The organism is Pseudomonas rhodesiae, from assembly GCF_013285305.1.
Classification (GTDB): domain Bacteria; phylum Pseudomonadota; class Gammaproteobacteria; order Pseudomonadales; family Pseudomonadaceae; genus Aquipseudomonas; species Aquipseudomonas rhodesiae.
On the sequence record NZ_CP054205.1, the window covers coordinates 3,464,696 to 3,489,088 of the forward strand.

Below are 24,393 nucleotides of genomic sequence, written 5' to 3' on the forward strand. Positions count from 1 at the left end.
CTTAACGACGGATCGCCAGACGTTGTTCCAGGTAACGGAGCAACAGGGCAATGAGGTAACAGGCGGCCACGTAGAGCGCGGTCGTGACCAGCCAGGTTTCAATCACCCGGTAGCTTTCGACGTTGATCTTGCGGGCGTAATAGGTCAGTTCCGGTACGGCGATCGCGGCGGCCAGGGAGGTGTCCTTGAACAGCGAGATAAAATTGTTCGACAGCGCCGGCAGCACGTTGCGCAGCATCACGGGCACGGTGATATAGGCGCGGATGCGCCACTCGCCCAGGCCGATGGCCAGGCCGGCTTCGCGCAAGCCCTTGGGAATATTCAACAGCCCGGCACGGAACACTTCGGTCAGATACGCCCCGGCGTAAAGCGACAAGGTGATGATGAACGAAGGGATTTTATCCAGACGAATGCCCAGGCTGGGCAAGGCAAAGTAGATCAACAGGATCAACACCAGAATCGGTGTATTACGCACCACCGTCACGTATACCGACGCCAGGATGCGCAAGGCGCGGTGCCTGGACAGCATGGCAAACGCCATCAGCAGGCCGATCACGCAGCCGATGGCGATCGACAGCAATGCCAGTTGCAGACCCAACCCGAGCCCCGCCAGCAAGGTGTCGAAATCGCGCCAGACGGCGGCAAAGTTCAACTGATAATTCATGGTCAACGCTACCTGAGAGGGGCGCCGGTGGCGGCGCCCCGGTTTTCAAACGTCACTTGAACTCGACAGGGAAGCCAATCGCCGGCTCCGGCAGGTCCACGCCGAACCATTGCTTGAAGGAGGCTTTGTAGGTGGGGAATTCCACACCGGTCATGGCTTCATGCAGTGCCGTATTGACGAAGTTCAGCCAGTCCTGATCGCCGCGTTTGACCGCGCAGGCATAGGTCTGCGGACTCCAAGCGTAGGCCGGGCTGCGGTAGCGGCCGGGGTTTTGCACCATCAAGTATTTGACCGAAGATTGGTCGGTGGCGGCGGCATCGGCGCGCCCGGAGTTCACGGCCTGGTACATCAGGTCAACGCTGTCGTATTGATCGACCTTGGCCTTGGGCAGCGCCTGGTGCACCAACTCTTCGGCGTACACGTTCTGCAGCACGGCGACGGTAACGCCATCGCCAGCGGCCTGCAGGTCGTCGATTTCCTTGTACTTGCTGTTGTTCGGCAGCAGCAGGCCCACACCTTCACGGTAGTAAGGCAAGGTAAACGCCACCTGTTGCGCGCGGCTGGCGGTCACGGTGATGAACTGGCAACTCATGTCGACCTTGTCGGTCAGCAGGTTGGGAATCCGTGCGTCGGAAGATTGCACCACGAACTCGACCTTGCTCGGATCATTGAACAGACCTTTGGCCACGATGCGACCGATATCAATATCGAACCCTTGCAACTTGCCATCCGCTCCCTGGAAGTGCCACGGCGCATTGGTACTGCCTGTACCCACGATCAGATGCCCACGTTTGAGCACATCATCGAGCTTGCTGTCCGCTGCCTGCACAACGCTGGCGACGGAAGCCGATGCGGCGAAGAGAAAAACACACGCTTTGAACACGGAAGGTCGGTGATGCATGACAAGCACTCCAGAGGTTGTGTATTCCGCTATACCGGAACTTAGTATGTAACAACGGAATAGACAGCAGAAAGTGTGCCATAGGCGAAGGCGAAAACATACGCTGAAGGGAAATACCATGCAGATCAGCAACATAGCTCTGCAGCGTTATGCGGCGATGAGCCAGCATTTGCAGCTGGAGTGCTACCCGGGGCCCCAGGTTGGGTGAGAACGCCTCAATTGAGGGCGTTGCTGGGCGTGGAAAAATGGGCCTGGGGGGCTAGGCTGTGAAGGGGGTGGGGCTGCTTAGGATGAGGGAGTGGTAATGAAGGTAAGGATTATAGGTCTGGTGGTTTTTGCGTTGGTGGCCGGGAATGCGTTGGGCAGCGAGGATCGTCGCGCGTGCAAGGAAGAGTTGGCCAGACTCAAGGAGTCTTTCGATGCCAATTACACCAGTCAGAACCATCACGATTATCGTCGCGCCAAAGCCTCTCGCGATAACGAGGAATACAGGAAGTGCGCCAACCAGGCACGCAAGGCGCGGGAACGCGCGGAACGGGAGGCTGACCTGTAAAGGTTGACAGTAGACGCGGGAGCGGGCCCGGCTTAGCGTTGGCGAAAACCAGCTCTGTCCAAGAGGTTCACGCCATGGGGTACGCCACCGCAACTATTGCCAATGCCCAGGAATATCAACGGATATTGAACACCAAGCGTCCGGTATTCATTCTATTTGTCTCTGAGCATTGCCCAGCCTGCGTTAAGGCCGGGCCGCTGTTTGACCGAATTGCCCGACAGTACCCGCGCGTGCGCAGCCTCGTGGTGGATTGCGCGAAGACGCCAAGGCACCCTGATGTAACAGGCACCCCGACGTTGCTGATCTATATGCGCGGTACCTTGATGGAGAAACTCAAGGGCTTCGGGCCCGAGCCCCAGCAACTCAGCGTCGTGCGCAGGACCTTTAAACACTACTCACGCCGCAAGGTTGCAAAACCACTTGCGTCACCCGCCGCTCTTCTACCGCCACCACCGTCAAACGCCACCCTTCATGCTCCAGGCAGTCGCCCACCACGGGTAGACGATCGAGCAGGCTCATCACCAGTCCCGCCAAGGTTTGGTAATCCTCGGTAGCGACCGCGTTGAAGCCGATGCGCTGGCGAACCTGGTGGAGGTTCAGCGCGCCATTGGCGCGAAAGCCTGCGCCTTCCTCGACAATATCCGGCCCTTCAATTTCGCTGGCGTCCGGCAGTTCGCCAGCGATGGACTCAAGAATGTCGGTCATGCTCAGCACCCCCATAAAATCGCCGAATTCGTTGATCACAAAGGCGATATGGGTCGACTGCTGGCGCATTTGCTCCAGCGCGTTGAGGATCGAAAAACTGTCCAACAGGTTGATCGCCCGGCGCGCCAAGTGCTCCAGGTTCGGCTCGTTACCGGCCAGGTATTCCTTGAGCAATTCCTTTTTGTGTACGAAGCCTAAGGGCTCATCAACGGCACCGTTGCGGATTAACGGCAGCCGCGAGTAGGACGAATGCATCAGTTTCAGGCGAATCGTATCGAGATCGTCCGCCAGGTCGATAAAGTCGACCTTCGCCCTCGGCGTCATCAAGCTGCGGATCGGTCGCTCGGCCAGTTGCAGCACGCCGCTGATCATCACCCGCTCACGGCGGTCAAACAGCGGGCCTTGCGCTGCATCGGGCTCGCCCAGCAGATCGACCACCTCTTCACCCACCTCTTCCACCGCCAGGCTGCGTCCGCCCAACAGGCGCATGACCGCATGGGCAGTGCGCTCACGCACCGGCAGCACGCCTTGGGCCGACTTCTTGCGACGGGCACGGGCAACCTGGTTGAACACCTCGATCAAAATCGAGAAACCGATGGCCGCATACAGGTAGCCCTTCGGAATATGGAAGCCCAGGCCTTCGGCGGTCAGGGCAAAGCCGATCATCATCAGGAAGCCCAGACACAGCATGATCACCGTAGGGTGAGCGTTGACGAAGCGAGTCAACGGCTTGCTCGCGACAATCATCAACCCGATGGAAATGATCACCGCGATCATCATCACCGCCAGTTCGTCCACCATGCCCACGGCGGTAATCACCGCGTCCAGGGAGAACACCGCATCGAGCACGACGATCTGCGCCACTATCGGCCAGAACAGTGCGTATGCCGCGGTACCCGAACGTTGCGCCACGTGACCCTCAAGGCGTTCATGCAATTCCATGGTGGCCTTGAACAGCAGGAACACGCCGCCGAACAGCATGATCAAGTCACGGCCCGAGAAGCTCTTGTCGAACACCTCGAACAGCGGCTGGGTCAGCGTCACCAGCCAGGAAATACTCGCCAGCAGGCCCAGGCGCATCAGCAAGGCCAGGGACAAACCGATCAACCGCGCTCGATCACGCTGCTCCGGCGGCAGCTTATCCGCCAAAATCGCAATAAACACCAGGTTGTCGATACCCAGTACCAGTTCCAGCACAATCAAAGTCAACAAGCCGAGCCAGGCCGTTGGATCCGCTAACCATTCCATTTATAAAGTCTCTTGGTTGAATTCAGAATGCCGGACACGGCAACGCGCGGTCGTAGGACCGGCACAAGATCAGCAATCGAAAAACGGGATGTTTCAGCGGGAACGGCAGCAATAAACGTCTTGGGGAAAGACGACTGGGGGGCTCCGAGAGGGTATTCATGCAAGTCCTGCAATGAGAAAAGGACTTAAATCCTACATTCGAAACATGAATTTCCCACAACGCAAAACCATTACAAAATCTGTATCCGAGGTGTAAACCCTGTGAGAGGCGGGCTTACCCCGATGGCCGCTCTTCAAGTTCGCATAGGTTGATTGATACACCGCTATCGGGGCATAGGCATCTACTTGCCCTTCGATGAAAACAAAACCTGAAAAAATGCGTCCTTTGGGGTGAGCAGGCTTGCCCTGCGCTTGGCTGCAACGCCGCCCCCGGGCCAAGCGCCTCGGTGTGCCATATAAACCCTATTTTTTGGAGAGGGCTGCTTCGCAGCCCAGCGCAGGGCAAGCCTGCTCACCACGGCGTTTTGCATCAGCCTTTAGATACTTACGGCTATCGGGAGCAAGCCACCGCTCCCACATTGGTGTTACCAGAAGCGCTGCTGAGTCAACCGGCTCCACCACGTCAACAACACGCGGTCCACCGAACCACTGGCCGCCAGGCCAACGCGTTCCTGCAAGCTCTTGCGCTCGGCATAGTGCAGGTGAAATACCTCGGCCGTCTTGGCCTTGGTCGCCAGGTATTCATCGCTGGTCTGCAACTCATCAACCAACTGTTTATCCAGCGCGGCCACACCCAACCACACCTCACCGGTCGCCACTTCGTCGATGGCCAACTGCGGGCGATAACGCGAAACAAAGTTCTTGAACAGTTGATGGGTGATGTCCAGGTCTTCCTGGAATTTCTCCCGGCCCTTCTCGGTATTTTCGCCAAACACCGTGAGGGTGCGCTTGTACTCGCCGGCGGTGAGCACTTCGAAGTCGATATCGTGCTTTTTCAGCAGGCGGTTGACGTTGGGCAACTGCGCCACCACACCGATGGAACCCAGGATGGCAAAGGGCGCGCTGATGATCTTCTCGCCAATGCACGCCATCATGTAGCCGCCGCTGGCTGCCACCTTATCGATGCACACGGTCAACGGCACGCCGGCCTGGCGGATACGCGCCAGTTGCGACGAAGCCAGGCCATAGCTGTGCACCATGCCGCCGCCGCTTTCCAGGCGCAGCACCACCTCATCCTTGGGCGTGGCCAGGCTGAGCAATGCGGTGATTTCATGGCGCAGACTCTCGGTGGCCGAGGCCTTGATGTCGCCGTCAAAGTCCAGCACGAATACCCGTGGCTTGGCCTCGGCTTTCTGTTTGCCCTTCTTCTTTTCGGCCTTGCCCTCGGATTTTCGCAGGGCCTTGAGCTGATCCTTGTCGAGCAGGGTCGACTCCAGGCGCTCACGCAGCTCCTTGTAAAAATCGTTGAGCTTGCTGACCTGCAATTGGCCGGCGGACTTGCGCCGCCCCTTGCTGCGCAGCGCCGCGAAGCTGATCAGCACCACCAGAATGGCGACCACCAGGGTGACGGTTTTAGCTAGAAAACTTGCGTACTCGGCAAGAAACTCCATAAGACACCTATGAGGCTCGAAAGCCGCAGTCTACGGGGATTGTCGCCACCGTGTCTAACACTGTTAACCCGGCCAATATCCTACAAAAATAGCGACAAAGTCCTACTTGCGTAGTTCGATTCCCACATCATTTTCAGACCCGAAGCCCAGCAAATACGAGAGAAAACGATTTTAAACTCGGCGTTGAACACACCCACACAGGAGCGACGCCGATGCGCCCCCAGCACCTCGATACCCGCGCCTGGCTGCTCATGGCGCTGTGCATTGCATCGAGCGCCAGCCTCCCTGGCGTGGCAGCCTCCGCACAGCTCAACCCGGTCGACCTGCGCGCGCAGGAGTTCGAGCGTCGAACCCGCGAGCAACTGGAACGCGAACAGCGCCTGCGCCTGCTTGAGCGTGAGGCCACCGTGCAATCGGAGCCCGCCGCCCCGCTCCCGCAATCGTCCGCCACCGAACCGTGCTGGCAGATACGCGGCCTGCGCCTGACGGGCAATACCCTGCTCGAGCCGGCGCGCCTGCGCACGGTGCTGCAATCCCACCTCAGCGCGTGCATGGGCGCGTCGCCTATCAACCAATTGTTGGCGGCACTGACCGCGCTGTACGTCGAGGCCGGCTATATCACCAGTCGCCCCTACCTGAAACAGCCTCCCGAAGATGGCCAGCGCCTCGACATCGTCATCGAAGAAGGCTACCTCGAAAGCATCGAACTGGCGGATCCGGACCTACCGGTGTCGTTGCGCGGCGCGTTCCCCGACATGCTGGGCCGGCCGCTGCAACTGCGCGAGCTGGAACAGGGCCTCGATCAGTTGAACCGCCTGCGCTCAGTCGATCTGACGGTGGATGTACTCCCCGGCCAGCAACCTGGGGCCTCGCACCTGTTGCTGCGCCCGCGCTCCACTGCGCCGCGCCTGAGCAGCAGCGCGAGCTACAACAACCGTGGCACCGAGGCGACAGGAAGGCACACGGCGCTACTCCATCTGGCGTACGACAGCCCGCTGAGCCTGAATGACTTCATCAGTGTCAGCGCCAGTACCTCCCTGGGCGACAGCCACCGCTACAGTCGTTCCCAGGGTATCTACTACACCTTGCCCTACGGTTTCTGGACCCTGGCCTTGAGCGCCAGCCAGGCCCACTACCGTTATGGCATCGCCCTGCCCAGCCAGACCGTCAGCGCCAACGGCCAGGCCCATCAATACGGCATCGGCCTCAACCGCCTGCTGTGGCGTGATCAGCACACGTTGCTCAATGGCAACCTGCGCCTGAGCACAAAACGCTCGCAAAGCTACATCGCCGATACCTACCTGGCGATCCAGAGCCCGAGCCTGACGGTGGCCGAGGCCAGTCTCAACCTGTTGACGCTGGCGGACGGCATCTGGAACGCCAATGTCAGCTATGCCCAGGGCCTCGACGGCTTGGGCGCCGACCGCGACAGCCGGCATGAATCCCGGGACTTGCCCCGCGCGCAATTTCATAAATACCGCGTCGACATCGATTACACGCGGCACAACCCTACCGCCGACGGTGTGTGGAACAGCCAACTCGCACTGCAATACAGCCCCGACCCACTGCCGAGCCTGGAACAGTTGCTGATCACCGACCATTACGCGGTACGCGGCTTCCGCCTCGCTGCGCTGGCCGCCGCCAACGGCGCGGTGTGGCGCAACACCTTGAGCCTGCGCCGACACCTGCTGGGCCAGTTGCAGATCAGCCCGCGCGTGGGGGTGGACCTGGGCTGGAGCCAGTACCTCAAAGGCGCCGATATCCAGCGTGTAGGCGGGGCCAGCGTTGGCCTGGCCTTGAACCACCGCACCTGGCAAGTGGACGTGGATTACCAGCGCGGGCTGTTCGGCCCCGCGCTACCGATCAAGGAACGAGGTTTCTGGCTGATGGAGTTAAGCCTGCACTTATAACGCCTCCCCCAATAACAACAAGAAGGTCAAGCCATGACTAGTCATTGCCGTTTTCCATCGGTTCATCTCAAACCCTCCCATTCCCTGCGTTGGGTGATCTGCAGCCTGCTGTCGATTCACTATGGCCATCAGGCGTTCGCCGCCGATGTGGTGCCGGTGAGCGGCAATGCCCAGCGCTTCACCGTGAAGGATGTACCGGTATTGAACATCGTCGCGCCCAACCAGGCTGGGGTTTCCCACAATCGATTCGTGGACTACAACGTGCAAAGCGCAGGTCTGGTATTGAACAATGCGGTGGCGGCGGGACGCTCGAAACTGGCCGGGCAGTTACCCGCCAATCCGCAGTTCAGCGGCCGGGCGGCCGGCTTGATCCTCAACGAAGTGACCAGCCGCAAGGCCTCCCATATCAACGGCCCGCAGGAAGTGTTCGGGCGCGCGGCCGACTACGTGCTGGCCAACCCCAACGGCATCACAGTCAACGGCGCCAGCTTTATCAATACACCGCGCGCCAGCTTTGTAGTGGGCAGCCCGGAACTGGAGGACGGCAAGCTCAAGCGCCTCACCACCTTCAACGGTGCCAATCCCCTCAACGTGGGCGAGCGAGGCGTGAGCAACAGCGCCGGCGCCCTCGACCTGATCGCTCCACGCATCAGCACCCACGGTACGCTCACCGCACGGGACGATCTCAACGTCTTGATCGGGCAGAATCGCCTGCGCTACGCCGAGGCCGTCATCGAAAGCAGCGGCCGGGCAAGCGCCCGGGCGGTCGACGCGCAGCTGTTGGGCGCCATGCAGGCCGGACGCATCAACATTATCAGCACCGCCGACGGCGCCGGGGTCAAGATCGCCGCGCCGCTGACAGCGCGCGGCAATCTCAAGGTGACGTCGGCCGGCAACCTGTCCATCTCCGGCAACCCTGAGCCGGTGCGCACCCGCATCAGCAGCACCAACGGCGACGTCGCCCTCGCCGCCCACAACGATCTGACACTGTCGGCAGTTGAGGTGCAGGGTCGTGCCATCGACGCCAGCGCCGGACGCCATCTGCGCCTTGAGGCCAAAACCCGCAAAAGCCAGAGCCAACAGCAAGAGTCCTGGAAAAAGAAGGTGTTGTTCATCACTACCGAAACCTACGACAAGACCACCACCCAGATCGACGTCGAACACGTCGGCACCCAGCTCAAGGCACGCACCGATCTGACGCTCAAGGCCGGTGGCGATCTGCAATTGTCGGCCTCCAGCGCCAGCGCCGGTCGCAACCTGCACGCCACGGCCGGCAGAGACCTGCGCCTTAGCGCTTTGAACGACTCCCAGACCACCCGCGAAACCCTCAACCACCGCAAGGGCCTATGGCGTGGGGATTACGACACCTCGCGCACCACCGAAACCGCCCGCGCCAGCAGCCTGTCAAGCAACGCGGCGATGAGCGTACGCAGCGGCAAGAACCTGACGGTGCTGGGCAGCCAGGTTCAGAGTCAGGGGGACCTGACGATCGAGTCCGGCAAACAGGTCAATGTCGGCGTCACGCGCGCCGCCCAGCAACGCACGCAGAACAACTACGAAGGCGACCTGCTCTCCGGCGCCGTGTTCGGCAAAAACGACAAGGACAACCGCAGCGAAGACCAGTCCATCGGCAGCCGCGTCAGTGCCCAGGGCACCTTGCGGGTCACCTCCGACGATGTGCTGATTACCGGCAGCCAGGTGCTGGGGCAGCAGGACGCGGTATTGATCAGCAACAGCGGCTCGCTGACGATCGACGGCAGCCAAAGCCTGGTGCACTCGGAAAAGTCGCGCTCCGACAGCAAACTGTTCGGCCTATTCAAGGACCAGACTGACGAGCGGAAAAACGCCAGCAACCTGGTGCGCAGCCAGGTGAAGTCCCAGAGCAACCTGCGCCTGCAAAGCGCCAGTGATCTGAATGTGATCGGCGCGGATGTCGAAGCAAAGGCCGAGTTGAAACTGACCGCCGCGGGCGATATCAACTTGCTAGCGGGCACGAGCCGCGACACCACGGTCACGCAGACCACCCGCAACGGGTTCACCTCTTCCGCCACCGAGACCAAACAAGCGGCGCCCGGCATCAAGGGCTCGAAACAATTTCAAGCCGGGGTCGGCTATAGCCAGGAGCACAACACCACCACCCAGGACAGCCTCACCCATGAAGGCAGCCAACTCAAAGGCGCCACGGTGGACATCACTGCCGAAAATACCGTGCGGGTCAAAGCCTCGGACGTGAGCAGTACCCAGGGCGATTTGAACATCGCCGGCCACGCCATCGAACTGCTCAGCGAAGCCGACACGACCACGCGCGTCAGTGAAACCGATACCTTCGGCCTTGGCCACTTTGTCACCGGCGGCATGGATCGAGCCGGCGGCGGTTACAAGGTCGGCCAGGAAGAGGTGATGACAAGCAGCGCCTCCACCACCGTCAAATCGAGCCATCTGAGCAGCGCCGGCGATCTGAATCTGGTTGCCGACAAGGGCCAGGGCACGCTGTTGACCGAGGCCGCGCAGGTCAAGGCTGACAAAAACCTCACCCTCAGCGCCGGCAGCGTGGAGAACCGCGCGGTCTCCAACAGCACCGTCGAAACCGAGCAGGTCAAGGGCTGGACCGCCAGTATCGGCAGCAACATCGAATACAAAGACCTCACCCGCCCGGTGCAGAAACTGGTCGAAGGGGTGGATCAGAGCAAGTTCTATCAACCCTCGGTGCTCGATGCGATTGAACCACCCAACCTGGGCGTCGACCTGGCCGTCAATGTGCTGAACACCCGCGCCGAGAGCGGAGGCACCACAGCGGTGGTCAGCACCTTCGAAGGTGCCACCGTCAACGTGCAGGTTGAGGGTGCATTGACCGATACCGGCACACGCTACACGGCCACCGAGGGAGGCGTGTCGATCAAGGCCAACAGCCATACCTTCAACGCAGCCGAGAACAGCAGTTGGCAACAGGACAACGGCACCGACACCGACGTTTCGTTAAGGCTGTACACCACCACCGGCCGCGACCTGAATGCGCGGGTTCTGGGCGTGGGCGGCAGTTTCGACCTGGGTAACACCACCCGTACCGCAGTGCCAGGCAGCATCGAGGGCAAACGCGGCATCAGTGTGCAGCTGGGCAGCGACGGCCGCTATGAAGGCAGCCGCTTCGACGCGGGACGCGGTGATTTGAAGATTCAGGCCGCCGGTTCGCTGACCTTCAACCAAGCCCGCGACTGGCAGGGTTCCGGCGAAGGCACCTTGAGCGGTTTCGGCTGGGTTGAACTGGGCAGCAGCCCAGGCACCAGCAAGAAAGCCAACGCGGGCTTCCAGTTGGATAAATCCGACTTGAGCGTCGAAGACTCCCAAGGCCGCGGTGCCGATTTGATCGCCGACGGCGTGATCGAAATCGACGCCGGGCAGGACCTGACCGTGCACGGCGCCAAGGTCGGCACGTCCAACAGCGGCGATATTCGCCTCACCGCCGGAAACCGCTTTGAGTTCCTGGCCGGGGTCGATACCCACACGGCCAATGGCGACGGGATCGGCGGCGGGGCTCGCGTCAGTGCCAAAGCGACCCAGGCTGACACATCCAGCAGCAAGAGCGGCAGCGCCGGTGCCCAGTTCAGCCTGGCTGACATCGACGAAGACAGCGTGTTGCAGCGCGGTGGCACGCTCGATAGCGCGGGCACCGTGCGTATCCAGGCCGATCATGTGCGCCTGCAAGGAGTGCAGGGCCAGGCCCAGGCGTTTGAGCTGGCGGCCACCGGCGGCGACTTAGTGCTGGAGTCTGCGGTCTCCAATGAGCACCGCAACAACCGCACTATCGCCGGCGGCCTGGGTGTGAGCGGCACCCGCAGTGCGGACCCGGCCAATAACGGTTCCGGCCTGTACGCGCGCGCCAAGGGCGGCGTGGACCAACTCAGCAGTCAGACCCACGACAATACCCGCCTGCGGGCCGATCGCATTCAACTCGACAGCCGCGGCGACACGCAGTTGCTGGGGGCTACCGTCACGGCGCGCGAAGTCAGCGGCACAGTCGACGGCGACTTGGTGGTGCAGAGCCGTCAGGATCAGGTGGAGGGCTTGAAGGTGCAGGTCGACGCGCAATTGACCACGGAAAAGAACCCGGCGGGCGCGGTCGATAAGCTCAGCGTGGCCGGCGGGCCGTGGTCGGGCAAGCTCAAGACCGCCGGAAAGAACCTTTACGAAAAAACGGCAGACAAGGCGCGCACGCTCAAGGACAAGCTGAACAGCAAGGTCGGTGGCTCGCCCGCGACCCAGGCCGGTACTGGCGCGGCCACGGGGTCGTCCACGTTGAAGAACCTGCTGTTTCAAAATCCGGCCTACCGCGACACCACACCCACACTGCTGGGGGACTTCAGCTGGTTCAGCAATAACACGGTCGCCGAGGCGTCCGGCATCAACGGCGGCGACGGGGTAACGCTGCATGTGGGCGGCGCAGTCGACCTGACCGGCGCGCGCATCGCCTCCAGCCATGGCCGCGTGGCACTGGGCGAGGCGAAGATTACTGGCCGCGACATTCAAGGCCGCGACACCCGCACGGATTTCTCGCTCAACGCCTCGACCTCGCCCCAGCAACTGGGCACAGCGCTCTACGCAGCGTTCAACAACCCCCGTGACCCGCAAAGCCAGCGCGATGAGCATTTCAACCTGGGCCTGTTGCGTACCGGCGGCCACGACCAAGGCCAACACCTGGTCAGCGGAGTCGATCAATAAGCGCGTTAAAAACATCCAGGCCCCTGTGCACAGGGGCCTTGCTCAGTTGCTCCAACACGCTTTTAAAACAAGCGTATGTTTTTCCATTGACAGCTCCCCGGCATCCTCATAACCTCGCCAGACTTTCAACGTACCGGGTGAACGGACGTGGGCAGCATCTATTTGATTCGACATGGCCAGGCCTCCTTCGGTGCAGACGACTATGACGTGCTGTCCCCCATCGGCGTGGAACAAGCGCAAGTGCTCGGTCGCCACCTGGCGGACATGGGCCTGGTGTTCGACCGCTGCATAGCCGGCGACCTGCGCCGCCAGCAGCACACCGCCACTGCTGCGTTCGATCAATACCGCACCCTCGGCCTGCCGACTCCCACCCTGGAAACCGACAGCGCCTTCAACGAATTCGATGCCGACGCCATCATCCGCGCCCTGCTCCCCGACCTGCTCGACAGCGAGCCCAATGCTTTGGACATCCTGCGCAATGCCGCGCAAAACCGCGGCGAGTTCCAACGCATCTTCGCCCTGATCATCGAACGCTGGCTGGCCGGCACCTACGACCCACCAGGGCTGGAAAGCTGGCTGGGGTTTGTCGAGCGCGTCCAAGGCGGCCTGCAGCGTCTGCTGGAAGCAGCCGAAAACACCCACAAAATCGCCGTGTTCACCTCCGGCGGCACCATCACCGCCCTGCTCCACCTGATTACCCGCATCCCTGCCGTCCAAGCCTTCGAGCTGAACTGGCAGATTGTGAACACCTCGCTCAACCAGCTGAAATTCCGCGGTCGCGAGGTGGCCCTGGCTTCCTTCAACAGCCATACCCACTTGCAACTGTTGAAGGCGCCGCAGCTCATCACCTTCCGATGAACCGCGGCCAACCGTGACCCCAAGGTCACTGGACTCCACCCTTAAGGATCGAAACCATGACTGACGTAGCCAAAGCTGTAGAAGCAATGAAAGCCAAATTCAACCCAAGCGCTGCCGAAGGCTTGGACCTGGTGTTCGGTTTCCGCATCGACGACACCAAGAACTTCTCCCTGGTGGTCAAAGACAAGACCTGCGAACTCAAAGAAGGCGAGAACCCAGACGCCCAAGTCACCCTGGTGATGGACAGCGACACGCTGGAAGGCATCGTCGACGGCACCACCGACGGCATGCAGGCGTTCATGGGCGGCAAGCTGCGCACCGAAGGCGACATGATGCTGGCGATGAAGCTGAGCGAACTGTTTCCGGCCTGATAAGTCGATGCTCAAAGAATCCCGCCACCCGGCGGGATTTTTCGTTCAACCTGGCGGCCTCCGACTAACCGGATATCGGCCTTATTCCCCTCAAGCCTTCGGCGCAACACTTAATAACAACGCCACCAATGCACTCCACCCGGTTTGGTGTGACGCGCCCAGGCCGCGGCCGGTTTCGCCATGGAAATATTCGTGAAACAACACCAGCTCACGGCTGAGGGGATCAGCCTCCAACTGCGCATACCCCGCCATCGACGGGCGTGACCCGTTTTCATCCAATAGAAACAAGCGAGTCAACCGCTGGCTGAGGCCGTCGGCCACTTCTCCCAGTGACGCCAGATAACCGCTGCCCGCCGGGTACTCCACCGAGAAGTGATCGGCGTAATAACGCTCGAATTCGCGCAGCGACTCGATCAGCATGTAGTTGATGGGCATCCACAACGGCCCGCGCCAATTGGAATTACCACCGTACAGCCGCGAGTCGGACTCACCTGGCTGGTAACGCGCGCACAACGTATCGCCATTTATCTTCAGTGCCAGGGGTTGGTCCGCGAACGCCTTGGATAATGAGCGCACGCCAAACGTTGAGAGAAACTCGTCGTCAGCCAGCATGCGCCGCAGCAGATCCTTGGTGCGTTCGCCACGCAGCAGCGCCAGCAACAGGCGATTGCCCTGTCCCGGCTCGTTCCAGCGCGATACCAGTGCGGCCAAATCGGGCCGGTGGTGCATAAACCCCAGCAGGCGCTCGCGTAGCCCAGGCAAACCTTCATGCTCGCGTTGCTCCAGCACCAGCACGGCAAACAGCGGCATCAGGCCGACGATGGAGCGCAGGCGTACCGGTTCGTTCTGGCCGTCGGGGCGACGCAGCACATCGTAGAAGAACAGGTCCTGCTCATCCCATAGGCCTTCCTCGCTATCGTCGACCCGGTTGATGGCACCGGCGATATACAAGAAATGCTCGAAAAATTTCACTGCAATATCCACATACACGGGATTGCGCTTGGCCAACTCCAGAGCGATACGCATCAAATCCAGCGCATAGGCCGCCACCCACGCCGTGCCGTCGGCCTGATCGAGCTGATAGCCTGGCGGCATCGCAGCCGAGCGATCGAACAGGGCGATGTTATCCAGGCCCAGGAAGCCGCCCTGGAACAGATTGCGCCCCTCAGCGTCCTTGCGGTTGACCCACCAGGAAAAATTCAACAGCAGCTTGTGGAAAATCCGTTCAAGAAAGTCCAAATCACCGATACCGGTCAGCGCCTTGTCCTGCTGATACACGCGCCAACTGGCCCACCCATGGACCGGCGGGTTGGCATCGTCGAAACGCCATTCGTATGCCGGCAATTGGCCGTTGGGATGCATAAAGCGATCTTTGACCAGCAGTAACAACTGGTGCTTGGCATACCCCGGATCAATCAACGCCATGGCAACGGCCTGGAACCCTTGGTCCCAGGAGGCATACCAGGGGTATTCCCAAGTGTCGGGCATGGTCAGGATGTCGAAATTGGACAGGTGCCGCCAATGGCTATTGCGCAGGTGCAAGCGCTCGGGTGGCGGTGCAGGTTGGGTGGGATCGCCGTCGAGCCATTGGTTGACGTCGAAGTAGTACAGCTGTTTGGACCAAAGCAGCCCTGCCAGGGCCTGGCGCTGCACATTGCGCGCGTCTGCGTCGCTGATGCCGTGTTGCAATGCCGCGTAAAAGTCATCCGCTTCCCGGCGGCGCTGTTCGAACAGTTTGCGGGCGTGGACCTGGGGCGCTTCCACGGGGGCGAAGCGCAGGTACAGGGTCTGGCTCGCCAGGCCTGGCAGATCGAGGATGAAACGCGCGGCGACCTTGGTGCCGGCGTCGCGACGAATCGCCGAATGCGCCGCGTTCACCACGTAATCGTTGATGCCATCCTTGAACGGCCCCGATGCTGGCTGCCCGTCGAGGCGAGTGGTGTTGCTCTCGTTTTCACAGAACAGCCACTCCAGCCCGTCCTGGCCCCAGGCGCTGAGCCAGCGATCCGGCAATGCAGGATGACGCGCCAACACCTGCTCGCCGTCCAGGCTCAACCGTGGCTTAGGTGCATCGAAGGTCCAGCTCCAGTCATTGCGCGCCCACAACTGAGGCAGCACCTGCAGGCGCGTCGGCTGCGGCGAGCGGTTATGCACGATGACGCGCATGAAAATATCGTCTGGCTGGTGCTTGGCGTATTCGACGCTGACATCGCAATAGCGGTTGTCCTCGAACACCCCGGTATCGAGGATTTCATACTCGGCATCGCCCAAGCCTCGTCGGGCGTTCTCGGCGACCAAATCATCATAGGGGAACGCTGCATGCGGGTACTTGTAGAGCATGCGCATGTAGGCATGACTCGGCACGCCATCGACGAAAAAGTACAGCTCCTTGACGTCCTCCCCGTGGTTGCCTTCAGCGTTGTTCAGGCCGAAAAGACGCTCCTTGATGATCGGGTCGCGCTCGTTCCATAGCGCCAGGCCCAGGCACCAATGCTGCGCCTTGTCGCTGAACCCGGCCAGACCATCTTCGCCCCAGCGATAAGCGCGGCTACGTGCGTGATCATGGGGAAAGAAACGCCAGGCATCGCCGTCGGCACTGTAGTCCTCTCGTACCGTGCCCCACTGGCGCTCACTTAAATATGGGCCCCATACGCGCCAGGCATCGGCGCCCTCACCCACCAGGCGCTGGCCCTCGATCGTTTGCAGAATAGATGCGGTCATCCAACCCTCCATCAGGCACTGGTTGGCGGCCAGTGTAGAACCCATCCCCGTATCAATGCACATGAACTCGGTTTTACCTTGACTCATTCGTTTGCAGAATGAAGTCCAGAGGATTCTTCGTTTGCAAGCCGTCTCGGGGCTCAACAAAATCCGGGCAACGGCCACGCCCTCTTTCATTGTCATCAGGAATTTTTCTATGCCAGCCAGCGCCCATGTCAGCCCCGACGAGATCCGCAAGGGTTTTTCCAAGGCCATGTCCGAGATGTACCGCGCTGAAGTCCCGCTGTATGGCACGCTGATGGAGCTGGTGGCGCAGGTCAACGCGCAGACGCTGGAGGCTGATTCGCGGCTGGCACAGCACCTGCAGCGCACCGGCGAGATCCAACGCCTGGATATGGAACGCCATGGCGCGATTCGCCTGGGCACGGCTGCCGAGCTGGCAACCATCCGCCGTTTGTTCGCGGTTATGGGCATGCAGCCGGTGGGTTATTACGACCTGACGCCGGCGGGGGTGCCGGTGCACTCCACGGCATTTCGTGCGGTGCATGAAAGCGCGCTGCAAACCAGCCCGTTCCGCGTATTTACCTCGCTGCTGCGCCTGGAACTGATCGAAAATCCCGACCTGCGCGCCTTCGCCGAAAACGCCTTGGCCAAGCGCTCGATCTTCACCCCGGGCGCCCTGGCACTGATCGAACAAGCGGAGCGAGACGGTGGCCTAAACGTCGAGGATGCCGATGAATTTATCCGACAGGCCCTGGAAACCTTCCGCTGGCACCACACCGCGACCGTCACCGCCGCGCAGTACCAGCAACTCAGCGACCAACACCGCCTGATCGCCGACGTGGTGGCCTTCAAAGGCCCGCATATCAACCACCTCACTCCGCGCACGCTGGACATCGACCAGGTGCAAGTGGCCATGCCCGGCAAAGGCATCACACCCAAGGCCGTCATCGAAGGCCCGCCACCCCGCCAGTGTCCGATCCTGCTGCGCCAGACCAGCTTCAAAGCCCTCGACGAACCCATCGCGTTCACCGACGCCCAAGGCAGCCACAGCGCGCGTTTCGGCGAAATCGAGCAACGCGGCGTCGCACTCACGCCCAAGGGCCGCGCGCTGTATGACCGACTGCTGAACGCCGCCCGCGATGAACTGGGGGCGTTCCCCAACGAGGCGAACGCCGCGCGCTATGGTCAACTGATGGCGCACCATTTCCAGGCCTTCCCCGACACCTACGCGCAACTACGCGAACAGGGCCTGGCCTACTTCCGCTACTTCGCCACTGCGCAAGGCCTGGCGGTACGCGGCAACCCCGCACAACCCCGCACCCTGCCGGAGCTGATCGACGCAGGCCATATCGATGTGGAACCGCTGGTGTACGAGGACTTTCTACCGGTCAGCGCGGCGGGGATATTCCAATCAAACCTGGGGGACGCTGCGCAAAGCCACTACGCAGCCAACTCAAACCAGGCTGAATTCGAAAAAGCCCTCGGCAGCCCGACGATTGATGAATTGAAGTTGTATGGGGAGACACAACAGCGGTCGGTGGATGAGTGTATGCGGGTGTTGCTGGGCTGATTTAGTTGCTCGCCTCTGGAACTCTTCGAAATCTAAATTTTTGCTATCGCGCTTGGCCATGAGAAAGGGACTACATGATTTTAGGACCCTCACAATTTGATAAATTTTCTGTACGGGACGAAGCTCAAAACACAGCACTCATCGTTTCGGATAGAAAAAATCATGGAAGCGTTGAAGAAAATTATAGTCGTAGGAGCCGGTCATATGGGCAGCGCCATCGCACTTGGATTGCGACGCGCCAACCCAGAAAGCTCGATATTAGCAATTGAACCCGATGCCGTTCGCCGAGCGTCAATCATCAATGGCGGCATCACTGCGATAGAAATATTGCCAAACCCCATTGCGTCGGAGGTTTTATTCCTAGCAACGACACCTCAAGACTTTTCAAATTTCTTGGAAATAAACCTTCATATAAAAAAATACAAAGGCATCATAATTTCAGTGATGGCCGGGACGTGTATATCCGAACTTACAGACCGATTGAATTGCTCACAGGTATTTCGTGCAATGCCAAATCTTGCTTGTGCCGAGAATGAAGGCGTCACGATTGTATTGGCAGCAGCTTCTGTAACCCAGAGCAATAGTAAAAAAGTCAAAAATCTTCTTTCGGGGCTTGGCTTACTACTTTTCATTCAAAACGAAAAGCTGATGCATAGCGCCACTGCTTTAGTCGGGGGCGGGCCGGCATACCTTTCATTTTTTGCAGCAGCCCTTTACGAGTACGCAATTAGTAGCGGTTTCGAAAAAGCAAGCGCTCTGCTAATTACAGCTCAATTAATGAGCGGCACCTCCAGACTACTAAAACTAGCTCAGGACGATCCAATTAAGCTCTGCGAAAGAGTGATGACACCTGGGGGAACTACACAACAAGCAGTTAACATCTTCGAAAAAAACCAGATTAAAAAAACTATTATCGATGGATTGAAGACTGCTTGCGCGCGATCAGCGACCCTGGGAAGGAGCACGTAAAAATGCAAGGACTTCTTGATCATAATGAAACAGCCGCCAAAAAACACTTAAGCACTGAACATATCGAGAACAAATACAAAATTTATTTTGGCTTGGGGCTGTGTATAAACCTAACTCATGCACCTAAAGTTTTCAAAGTAAGCCCAGCCGGAATAAAGCTTGGAGACTACTTGGTGCGCTCATTAGACTCTAGTGCTTTTAGGCAAAGCTTTTTAGATCTTGGTACGGGCACCGGTGTTCACGCACTTTTAATGCGTAAACTCGGCAACAATGACATCACCGCTACGGACATATCCGAAATATCAATAAAACAAGCAAAATTTCATGAAAACTTAAACTTTAAAAACAACAAAATAGAATTCCATACTGGGGATTTATTCGAAGACCTATCTGAGAGACGGTTTCAAACAATAGTTTTCAACCCTCCCGGATGGCGAACACCTTCACAGGCTCTGATTAATAAATTAAGAAAAGCAGACCCAGCAACAGAATTACCCATTCAAGCCATGTTTTATGGGGATGAGGTAGTATCACGTTTTCTTGAGCAGCTCCCCGCCCACCTTAACTCCAAAGGAAAAGCAATTATAGGGCTCAATTCTTTGATCGGAATACAGGACGTACTTTCCAGGTACATTCAAAAACACCGAGGTACGCCTCCACTAGCCTACAAGCTAATAGAACGACATAAAATTCCGCTTCTCTATTACTCAAATGGCTGGCAATCCATTGAAAAAAGTTTAAAAGAGGAGTTCGAAAAATGGTCTAAACAAGACTTAGCCGCTTACTCCACAGACGTACACGGGAATATATTTTGGTCCTATGAAATCATCGAGCTTTACCATCGTGCGACCTAAACATGTTAGCAAAACACGCCTCCCGTCAAAGTTATTACTTAGCAATATTCTTTTCAGGCATAGCAAATTTTTTGCTTGGAGCCTCCGCTCTCTACTGGAAAGAATTTAGCGAAGTTCCAACTGTAACACTGGTAGCATACAGGATAGTATTATCAACTATTATCCTTGCCGCGCTGCTTTTCATCCCAAGCAACCTCAAACAAATAAAAAAACTAACAAAGAAGTCAATAACTATACATTTTTTCGCTTCTTTCCTCGTTGCTATAAATTGGGGAACTTTCATATGGGCGTCCATAAATGGATTCGTGCTGGAGAGCGGGCTTGGATACTTGCTGGCTCCGTTCACCTCCATCGGATTAAGCCTTTTAGTGTTCAATGATCAGATAAGCCGCAACAAAGCGTGGTCAATTTCGATTGCATTAATTTCGATCATTCTTCTTATATTTTGGAGTGAAAACCTCAGCCATTTTACTTATTTAATAATCGCTTTCACATGGGGCTCCTACACATACATAAAGAAGACCACCATTTTGAACGCCTTAAGCGGTTTATTTTTAGAAACGTTTTTCCTAAGCTTGTGCTTAGCATTAGCCGTATGGCTATTGAGTCTTCCGATTATTCTACCTAGCAGACTTCCCGAAGGTACAAATCAACTAATCTGGCTCGCTGGCATCGTATCTGTGACGCCCTTGTTGATGTTTTCTTTTTCTTCAGGAAAAATCCCATTATCGCTGACTGGGCTTATGCAGTTTATTTTACCGCTAACACTTCTTTCCATTGGGCTGCTTTTCGGTAATCCCGAAACACCCAACACATCACAAATAATGATTATTACAATAACAAGCATACTATTGATCCTTATCGCTTACGACACGCTTGTCACTCCCGGACCAGATAAATGAGGATTAAAAAAGTGAACAACCATTATGACGTCATTGTTATCGGCCTTGGAATCATGGGTGCAGCAACATTATGGAGGTCGTCGAAAAACTCATCGAAAATAATGGGTATTGATGCTTCAAGTCCGACTTATAGCAGAGGATCTTCCCAAGGAGCATCGAGAATTTTCAGGCAAGCTTACTGGGAAGGTTGCAAGTACCTTCCATTACTTAGACAGGCAAATCTATTATGGAATGAACTTGAACAAACAAGTCAGATGCAACTAATTGTTAGAACTGGAGGAATTTTTATTGGGCATGAGCACAGCCGCCTAGTAGCAGGAAGTATTAACACTGCCATGGAGGGAAGCGTCGATCATGAAATATGGACAGGATTGAAGATAAAAAATAATTTTCCAGCCTTCAATATATCAGAGCAAATGAAGGGCGTATTCGAACCAGGCGCATATGCAATATCGGCCAGCAATGCTAGATCGTGTATGCTAAATCAGGCGGTTAAGTCTGGCGCCACCGCTGTTTTTGGTGACTGCGTTACTGCAATCGAAAACCATAAGCGGGGAGTACTTGTCAAAACGAGACGTGGACAGATTTATGTTGCCAAATCAGTTATCGTTACGACCGGCCCATGGATTGCAAAATATTTGATGCCTGAACTGAACCACCTGTTAGATCCGCGCCAAGTTCCAGTGTATTGGTTCAAGCCGAAAAACTCGTCAAAGCAACTCTTCTCGGCTGATCATTTCCCGGTGTTCTTATACGAACGTCAGGACGGAAGCCTTCTTTATGGCTTGCCGTCAATTTGCAACTCCGAACCTGGCGTAAAAATTGGTTTTCACAATCGACAGCAAACCTCTGAAAATCCTCAATGGAAAAGCGTACCAGTACAAGATAATTACATAAATGATATATCTGAAGCTGTTAGCTTGATATTTCCGGAGCTGGAGAAAAAACCCATATGCGCAAAAAATTGTTATTACACGATGAGCATTGACGAATCTTTTCTCATAGATCGATCCCAAATAATGGAATCCGTATATTTCGCATCCGTTTGTTCTGGGCATGGCTTCAAATTCGCGCCAGCCATTGGCGATGCTTTAGCCAATATGGCCTTTGAACGACAATGTGCCGTGCCACTTTCAGAGTTTGAAGTGCAACGCTTCAATTTAATATCATGCAAATTCTAAACCCCACACGCGCCAGCAAACTTATCACTTTTTATGGTGCAGGCAAGCTGCTCGCAAATAGCCTAAGGACGCGGCGCCCAAACAGATGCGCTACGTCATCATTAGCGCTTTTCGCAAGCTAGCTTGCTCATATTTGGCATTAGCCCAACTGCGCCACAATCTTATCTTTGACCAACAAGCGTTTTTTCTTCAGTTTCTCCACGTCTTCATCGCTGGCACTTGCTCCTTCGGCCTTTACCACTTCCGCGTCGGCGACGTCGTATTGGTCGAGCAGCGAATCCAGGCGTTTGTCACTTGCCCTGCGTTCGTGAACGGCCTCCTTGCTCAACCCCAAATCCTGATACAGGTCGTGTTTCACTGGCATGGCGTACCTCCGCATGTTGATCGATGGCTTACGCCTTTGAAGCTAGACCATTCCCATGGGCTTTGTCATGTCCGGGATTGATCTTGCCCCGTTCGTCGCGGCAGGTGAGATGAGATCAAACCTTTTGCGCCGCCCTGCCCTCCACTGCAGATCGCAACCCGAGGGAGACCGGTTCATGACTCATCCAGCCACTGCTGTCGACACTCAATGCATCAACACCCTGCGTACCCTGGCGATGGATGCCGTGCAGAAGGCCAATTCCGGCCATCCCGGCACGCCCATGGGCCTGGCGCCGGTGGGGTATACGCTGTGGAGCCGATTTTTGCGCTACCACCCGGAGCAGCCTGATTGGCCTAACCGAGATCGCTTTGTGTTGTCGGTGGGGCATGCCTCGATGCTGTTGTATTCGCTACTGCACTTGGCCGGCGTGGTGGAGGTTGATGCCCACGGTCAGCGCACCGGCCAGCCGGCGATCAGCCTGGACGATATCAAGCAGTTCCGCCAAGCCGACTCGAAGACGCCGGGGCACCCGGAATACCGCATGACCACCGGTGTCGAGACTACCACCGGCCCGCTGGGCCAGGGGTGCGCCAATAGCGTCGGCATGGCCATGGCCGAGCGTTGGCTGGGTGAGCGTTTCAACCGCGACGGCCAGGTGCTGTTCGACTACAACGTCTACACCCTGTGCGGCGACGGCGACATGATGGAAGGCATCAGCAGCGAGGCCGCATCCATGGCCGGCCACCTGAAGCTGGATAACCTGTGTTGGATCTACGACAACAACACCATCAGCATCGAAGGCCATACTGAGCTGGCGTTCAGCGAGGACGTGATCAAGCGCTTCCAGGCCTATGGCTGGCACACGCTGCATGTCACCGACGCCAACGATCTGGGCGCCTTGAGCCAGGCGCTGCAAGCGTTTCAGGCCAATACCGGGGCGCCCACCCTGATCGTGGTCGACAGCGTGATCGGCTATGGCTCGCCCCATAAGCACAACACCGCCGCTGCCCATGGCGAACCCTTGGGCGATGAAGAAATCCGCCTGACCAAGGCCGCCTATGGCTGGCCCGAGGATGCTCAGTTCCTGGTGCCCGATGCCGCACGCACGGCATTGCGCGATGCGCTGTATGAGCGGGCCGAACCGTTGTTCCAACAATGGAATCAGACCCTGGCCAGCCTGGACCCACACCGTGCCGACGAACTGCGGCGCATGCGCGCCGGCGAGATGCCTGCGCACTGGCAAGACGAATTGCCAACCTTTGAAACGGACGCCAAGGGCGTCGCCAGCCGCGCTTCCGGTGGCGAAGTACTGAATGCCTTCGCCCGACAAATCCCCTGGCTGCTCGGCGGTTCGGCGGACCTGTCGCCGTCGACCAAGACCAGCCTCACGTTCGACGGCGCCGGGCGTTTCAGCGCCGACGACTACAGCGGGCGCAACCTGCATTTCGGCATCCGCGAGCACGCCATGGGCGCGATCGCCAACGGTCTGGCGCTTTCTTACCTGCGGCCCTACACCTCCACCTTTCTGGTGTTCAGCGACTACATGAAGCCGCCGATCCGCCTGGCGGCAATCATGGAGCTACCGGTGGTGTTCGTGTTTACCCATGACTCGATCGGCGTGGGTGAAGACGGGCCGACGCACCAACCCATCGAACACCTCACCCAACTGCGCGCCACCCCAGGGCTGTTGACCCTGCGCCCGGGCGACGCCAATGAAACCCTGGAATTATGGAGGGTCGCCCTGGCACAGACCCAACGGCCCAGCTGCCTGGTGCTGTCGCGCCAACCGTTGCCGACGCTTGACCGCAGCCGCTATGCGGCGGCCTGTGGTGCGGCCAAGGGCGCCTATGTGCTGGCGGCCGCTGACCAGCCTGAGGTGATCCTGATAGCCACGGGCAGCGAGGTCAGCCTGGCCGTGGACGCCTATGAACAGCTCAAGGCTGAAGGGATTGCCGCGCAGGTGGTGTCGATGCCCAGCTGGGAGCTGTTTGAAGACCAGGACCAGGCCTACCGCGACAGCGTATTGCCGCCTGCCGTGAAGGCGCGCGTGGTGATCGAACAGGCCGGCCCTCTGGGTTGGGACCGTTACGTCGGCCAGACGGGCGCCAAAGTGGTGATGAACAGCTTCGGCGCCTCGGCTCCATTGGCCAAATTGCAGGAGAAGTTCGGGTTCACGGTTGAGCATGTGGTGAAACAGGCCAGGGCTCAGATCGACCTTAACCAGCACTGATCAAAACCTGTGGGAAGGGGGCTTGCCCCGATAGCGAAGGGTCAGCGACAAATGGGCTGACTG

17 protein-coding genes and 1 pseudogene are annotated in these 24,393 nt (G+C 58.1%); 12 read left to right on the forward strand and 6 right to left on the reverse strand.

Annotated features, from left to right (window positions below):
- Position 1 precedes the first annotated feature (1 nt).
- Both HRH33_RS15555 and HRH33_RS15560 read right to left on the reverse strand, forming a co-directional pair.
- On the reverse strand, positions 2–664 hold the full coding sequence (locus HRH33_RS15555; RefSeq protein ID WP_034098333.1) for an amino acid ABC transporter permease: 663 nt from the start codon (positions 662–664) through the stop codon (positions 2–4).
- Between the two features lie 52 nt (positions 665–716).
- A complete protein-coding gene (locus HRH33_RS15560; RefSeq protein ID WP_123479968.1) occupies positions 717–1,565 on the reverse strand; it encodes a transporter substrate-binding protein in 849 nt (282 codons plus the stop codon).
- Positions 1,566–1,869: 304 nt separating this feature from the next.
- Here HRH33_RS15560 and HRH33_RS15565 point away from each other — a divergent pair, with 304 nt between their 5' ends.
- Both HRH33_RS15565 and HRH33_RS15570 read left to right on the forward strand, forming a co-directional pair.
- Positions 1,870–2,118, forward strand: a complete 249-nt coding sequence (locus HRH33_RS15565; protein WP_094066721.1) for a hypothetical protein — start codon at positions 1,870–1,872, stop codon at positions 2,116–2,118.
- 74 nt (positions 2,119–2,192) lie between these two features.
- Positions 2,193–2,450 (forward strand): annotated as a pseudogene (locus HRH33_RS15570) (thioredoxin family protein); the annotation flags it as partial.
- Between the two features lie 52 nt (positions 2,451–2,502).
- Here HRH33_RS15570 and HRH33_RS15575 read toward each other — a convergent pair.
- Together HRH33_RS15575 and sohB are read right to left on the reverse strand one after the other, a co-directional pair.
- Positions 2,503–4,071, reverse strand: coding sequence for a TerC family protein (locus HRH33_RS15575; protein WP_167417680.1), 1,569 nt, complete (start codon positions 4,069–4,071; stop codon positions 2,503–2,505).
- 584 nt (positions 4,072–4,655) lie between these two features.
- Positions 4,656–5,681 carry a protease SohB gene (gene sohB, locus HRH33_RS15580; protein ID WP_034138408.1) on the reverse strand — a complete coding sequence of 342 codons (1,026 nt, stop codon included), beginning with the start codon at positions 5,679–5,681 and terminating at the stop codon, positions 4,656–4,658.
- A 212-nt stretch (positions 5,682–5,893) separates the two neighbouring features.
- Here sohB and HRH33_RS15585 point away from each other — a divergent pair, with 212 nt between their 5' ends.
- The 4 genes from HRH33_RS15585 to HRH33_RS15600 all read left to right on the forward strand — a co-directional run bounded on the left by HRH33_RS15585 (position 5,894) and on the right by HRH33_RS15600 (position 13,536).
- Positions 5,894–7,591 carry a ShlB/FhaC/HecB family hemolysin secretion/activation protein gene (locus HRH33_RS15585; RefSeq protein ID WP_243269819.1) on the forward strand — a complete coding sequence of 566 codons (1,698 nt, stop codon included), beginning with the start codon at positions 5,894–5,896 and terminating at the stop codon, positions 7,589–7,591.
- Positions 7,592–7,624: 33 nt separating this feature from the next.
- Positions 7,625–12,307, forward strand: coding sequence for a hemagglutinin repeat-containing protein (locus tag HRH33_RS15590; RefSeq protein ID WP_167417679.1), 4,683 nt, complete (start codon positions 7,625–7,627; stop codon positions 12,305–12,307).
- A 147-nt stretch (positions 12,308–12,454) separates the two neighbouring features.
- Positions 12,455–13,165: a histidine phosphatase family protein gene (locus tag HRH33_RS15595; protein WP_167417678.1), complete on the forward strand. Its 711-nt coding sequence runs from the start codon at positions 12,455–12,457 to the stop codon at positions 13,163–13,165.
- Positions 13,166–13,221: 56 nt separating this feature from the next.
- Positions 13,222–13,536 carry an SCP2 sterol-binding domain-containing protein gene (locus HRH33_RS15600; RefSeq protein ID WP_034098342.1) on the forward strand — a complete coding sequence of 105 codons (315 nt, stop codon included), beginning with the start codon at positions 13,222–13,224 and terminating at the stop codon, positions 13,534–13,536.
- Between the two features lie 90 nt (positions 13,537–13,626).
- Here the strand turns inward: HRH33_RS15600 and HRH33_RS15605 are convergent, their stop codons facing one another.
- Positions 13,627–16,257 (reverse strand): MGH1-like glycoside hydrolase domain-containing protein, encoded by a 2,631-nt coding sequence (locus HRH33_RS15605; RefSeq protein WP_173603520.1) that lies wholly within the window; start codon positions 16,255–16,257, stop codon positions 13,627–13,629.
- Positions 16,258–16,453: 196 nt separating this feature from the next.
- On the opposite strand from HRH33_RS15605, the gene hglS reads away from it, so the two are divergent.
- From hglS to solA, 5 genes are all read left to right on the forward strand, one after another.
- Positions 16,454–17,830, forward strand: a complete 1,377-nt coding sequence (hglS, locus tag HRH33_RS15610; protein WP_167417677.1) for a 2-oxoadipate dioxygenase/decarboxylase HglS — start codon at positions 16,454–16,456, stop codon at positions 17,828–17,830.
- A gap of 162 nt (positions 17,831–17,992) precedes the next feature.
- Positions 17,993–18,799 carry a pyrroline-5-carboxylate reductase family protein gene (locus HRH33_RS15615; RefSeq protein WP_167417676.1) on the forward strand — a complete coding sequence of 269 codons (807 nt, stop codon included), beginning with the start codon at positions 17,993–17,995 and terminating at the stop codon, positions 18,797–18,799.
- 2 nt (positions 18,800–18,801) lie between these two features.
- Positions 18,802–19,653 carry a methyltransferase gene (locus tag HRH33_RS15620; protein ID WP_167417675.1) on the forward strand — a complete coding sequence of 284 codons (852 nt, stop codon included), beginning with the start codon at positions 18,802–18,804 and terminating at the stop codon, positions 19,651–19,653.
- Between the two features lie 2 nt (positions 19,654–19,655).
- Positions 19,656–20,555, forward strand: coding sequence for an EamA family transporter (locus tag HRH33_RS15625; RefSeq protein ID WP_167417674.1), 900 nt, complete (start codon positions 19,656–19,658; stop codon positions 20,553–20,555).
- An 11-nt stretch (positions 20,556–20,566) separates the two neighbouring features.
- The gene (gene solA, locus HRH33_RS15630) at positions 20,567–21,736 is read left to right on the forward strand and encodes an N-methyl-L-tryptophan oxidase (protein ID WP_167417673.1); all 1,170 of its coding nucleotides are present in this window, start codon (positions 20,567–20,569) and stop codon (positions 21,734–21,736) included.
- A gap of 139 nt (positions 21,737–21,875) precedes the next feature.
- Here solA and HRH33_RS15635 read toward each other — a convergent pair whose 3' ends face one another.
- Entirely contained in the window at positions 21,876–22,100 is a 225-nt protein-coding gene (locus HRH33_RS15635; protein WP_034098345.1) for a DUF465 domain-containing protein, read from the reverse strand.
- A gap of 175 nt (positions 22,101–22,275) precedes the next feature.
- Between HRH33_RS15635 and tkt the strand changes: the two genes are divergently transcribed.
- Positions 22,276–24,330 (forward strand): transketolase, encoded by a 2,055-nt coding sequence (gene tkt, locus HRH33_RS15640; protein ID WP_167417672.1) that lies wholly within the window; start codon positions 22,276–22,278, stop codon positions 24,328–24,330.
- Positions 24,331–24,393 lie beyond the last annotated feature (63 nt).

Bases quoted from the DNA above. Each gene is read 5' to 3' on its own strand.
- HRH33_RS15555 (WP_034098333.1), bottom strand. From the start codon at position 664: ATGAATTATCAGTTGAACTTTGCCGCCGTCTGGCGCGATTTCGACACC.
- HRH33_RS15560 (WP_123479968.1), bottom strand. From the start codon at position 1,565: ATGCATCACCGACCTTCCGTGTTCAAAGCGTGTGTTTTTCTCTTCGCC.
- HRH33_RS15565 (WP_094066721.1), top strand. From the start codon at position 1,870: ATGAAGGTAAGGATTATAGGTCTGGTGGTTTTTGCGTTGGTGGCCGGG.
- HRH33_RS15575 (WP_167417680.1), bottom strand. From the start codon at position 4,071: ATGGAATGGTTAGCGGATCCAACGGCCTGGCTCGGCTTGTTGACTTTG.
- sohB (WP_034138408.1), bottom strand. From the start codon at position 5,681: ATGGAGTTTCTTGCCGAGTACGCAAGTTTTCTAGCTAAAACCGTCACC.
- HRH33_RS15585 (WP_243269819.1), top strand. From the start codon at position 5,894: ATGCGCCCCCAGCACCTCGATACCCGCGCCTGGCTGCTCATGGCGCTG.
- HRH33_RS15590 (WP_167417679.1), top strand. From the start codon at position 7,625: ATGACTAGTCATTGCCGTTTTCCATCGGTTCATCTCAAACCCTCCCAT.
- HRH33_RS15600 (WP_034098342.1), top strand. From the start codon at position 13,222: ATGACTGACGTAGCCAAAGCTGTAGAAGCAATGAAAGCCAAATTCAAC.
- HRH33_RS15605 (WP_173603520.1), bottom strand. From the start codon at position 16,257: ATGACCGCATCTATTCTGCAAACGATCGAGGGCCAGCGCCTGGTGGGT.
- hglS (WP_167417677.1), top strand. From the start codon at position 16,454: ATGCCAGCCAGCGCCCATGTCAGCCCCGACGAGATCCGCAAGGGTTTT.
- HRH33_RS15615 (WP_167417676.1), top strand. From the start codon at position 17,993: ATGGAAGCGTTGAAGAAAATTATAGTCGTAGGAGCCGGTCATATGGGC.
- HRH33_RS15620 (WP_167417675.1), top strand. From the start codon at position 18,802: ATGCAAGGACTTCTTGATCATAATGAAACAGCCGCCAAAAAACACTTA.
- HRH33_RS15625 (WP_167417674.1), top strand. From the start codon at position 19,656: ATGTTAGCAAAACACGCCTCCCGTCAAAGTTATTACTTAGCAATATTC.
- HRH33_RS15635 (WP_034098345.1), bottom strand. From the start codon at position 22,100: ATGCCAGTGAAACACGACCTGTATCAGGATTTGGGGTTGAGCAAGGAG.
- tkt (WP_167417672.1), top strand. From the start codon at position 22,276: ATGACTCATCCAGCCACTGCTGTCGACACTCAATGCATCAACACCCTG.